Here is a 1,603-nt window from a genome sequence, read left to right as displayed (position 1 = left end):
GACGAGGTTGGTCTCGATCGAGGGACGGGTGGGCTTGACCATGATGTGAACGCGGCGGGTGTCGCCGCTGCCACTCTCGGTGTCGCCGACCACCCAGCGGACGGTATCGCCTGCGGCGACCGGTCCTGAGCCGATCAGCTGCTCACCGGGCTCGAGGGCAATGTCCGTAATTTGCCCCGGCGCGGCATAGATCTGGTAGAGCGCGCCCGGACTATAGGAAAACACTTGCACCGCATTGTAGTAGCCGGCTTTGCGAGGCTGCACGCGTGCAGCGTCATTTGCGGTTTCGATGCGCTCGACAGGCTCCTTGGGCTCCGCGCTGTTGCCGCCTCGTGCAGCCTTCCAGGCCGGCGGCACATGCAGCGGTCGCGGGCGATCATCGGCAAGCGCCGGCAAGTCCGTTGCCGGCGGGAGCTCGTTGTCGTAGCTGATTTGCGGCGGCCTGAAGGTCGTGCAGCCGCCGAGCGTCGAGACACAGACCAGAAGAGCCAGAGGCAAGCACGGCCGCGCTTTTCGTGACACAATAACGAGACCTGATGGCATGTTAGCCGAGCTCCTTTGACCAGTTGATCGCGTTGACGTAGATGCCGAGGGGATTTTTGCGTAGGCGATCCAGATCGCGAGGCATTTCCACGACGATGGTGACGATCGCGCTCCACCGCTCCGTTGCGGCAAGCTGACCGTTCTCATAGCGCCGCTCGATCCAGGCCAGGCGAAAGCTCTCAGGGGAGGCCCGGATGACGCTAGACACTTCGATCGCGACTTGCGTTTTGCCGAGCTTGGCGAATGGTTCGTTGTTGCGGGCATAATCGTTGAGCGCCGCGGCACCGCGATCCGTCGTGAAATCGTAGGCGCGCAGCCAGTTTTCGCGGAGCACGATGGCGTCCATCGGCAGACCACGCACATGCTCGACGAATCGCGCCAGGTGAAAAGCGACTTGGGGGTCGGTCGGTTGGTAGCTGGCATTTGCCGGAGCGACAGTCTTGGCTTCCCCCAATTGGTCGACCTCAACCACCCACGGCGTGATCGTCCCGTGTGCGGATTGCCAGACCAGAGCGGCGGCAAAACAGCCGGACAAGAAGAGGGAGCCAAACGCCATCAGGCGCCAGTTTTTGGCCTGGACGCGCGCAGACCCAATGCGATCATCCCAGACCTGGGCGGCGCGTTGATACGGAGTGACAGGCTCCGGCATGCGGCCATAGTGAACGGCCGATCGTTTGAACATTGTTTGACCTCAAGATGCTCAGGAATGGAAATGGTCGATGTGAAGCGTCAGCGGTCTTGTTGCGAGAGGTCGACAGATCCGCCGCCCACGCCGTGATCGCCGGAACGGATCGCCTGGGTAGCCGCTGATGCGCCATGGCTGATCGTCTGCGCTCGCTTCATCCGACGAACCCAAGGGGGCGCGTCGGACCCAGCGGCGGAAGAGTCCCCCTCTTCACGACCGGCATGGTTCGGCGCTCCGCCAAGACCAGTGGCGACCGAACGTAAAGGACTAGCCGCACCTGACGCACTTGCTTCTGCGCCGGACATGCTCCCCGCCCGCGACACGCTCATCGTACCATTTGCAATCGCGCTGCCTCCACGTGCCGCGCCAGCAATC

At 63.0% G+C, this 1,603-nt stretch carries 2 protein-coding genes and 1 pseudogene; all 3 read right to left on the bottom strand.

Features of this window, described 5'->3' with window-relative positions; genetic code table 11:
* A partial coding sequence (locus tag IVB32_RS23030; protein ID WP_247411533.1) for a TrbG/VirB9 family P-type conjugative transfer protein occupies positions 1 to 543 on the bottom strand: 543 nt, incomplete at its 3' end.
* Between the two features lies 1 nt (position 544).
* Entirely contained in the window at positions 545 to 1,225 is a 681-nt protein-coding gene (trbF, locus tag IVB32_RS23025; protein ID WP_247411530.1) for a conjugal transfer protein TrbF, read from the bottom strand.
* 47 nt (positions 1,226 to 1,272) lie between these two features.
* Positions 1,273 to 1,603: pseudogene (locus IVB32_RS23020) on the bottom strand (P-type conjugative transfer protein TrbL); the annotation flags it as partial.

This window comes from Bradyrhizobium sp. 23 (assembly GCF_023073295.1).
Lineage (GTDB): Bacteria > Pseudomonadota > Alphaproteobacteria > Rhizobiales > Xanthobacteraceae > Bradyrhizobium > Bradyrhizobium canariense_D.
The sequence above is the reverse complement of the archived record's forward strand: the minus strand, read 5'-3'. Positions and strand labels throughout refer to the sequence as shown.

Excerpts from the sequence above, each read along its gene's own strand:
- trbF (WP_247411530.1), bottom strand. The coding sequence starts at position 1,225 with ATGTTCAAACGATCGGCCGTTCACTATGGCCGCATGCCGGAGCCTGTC.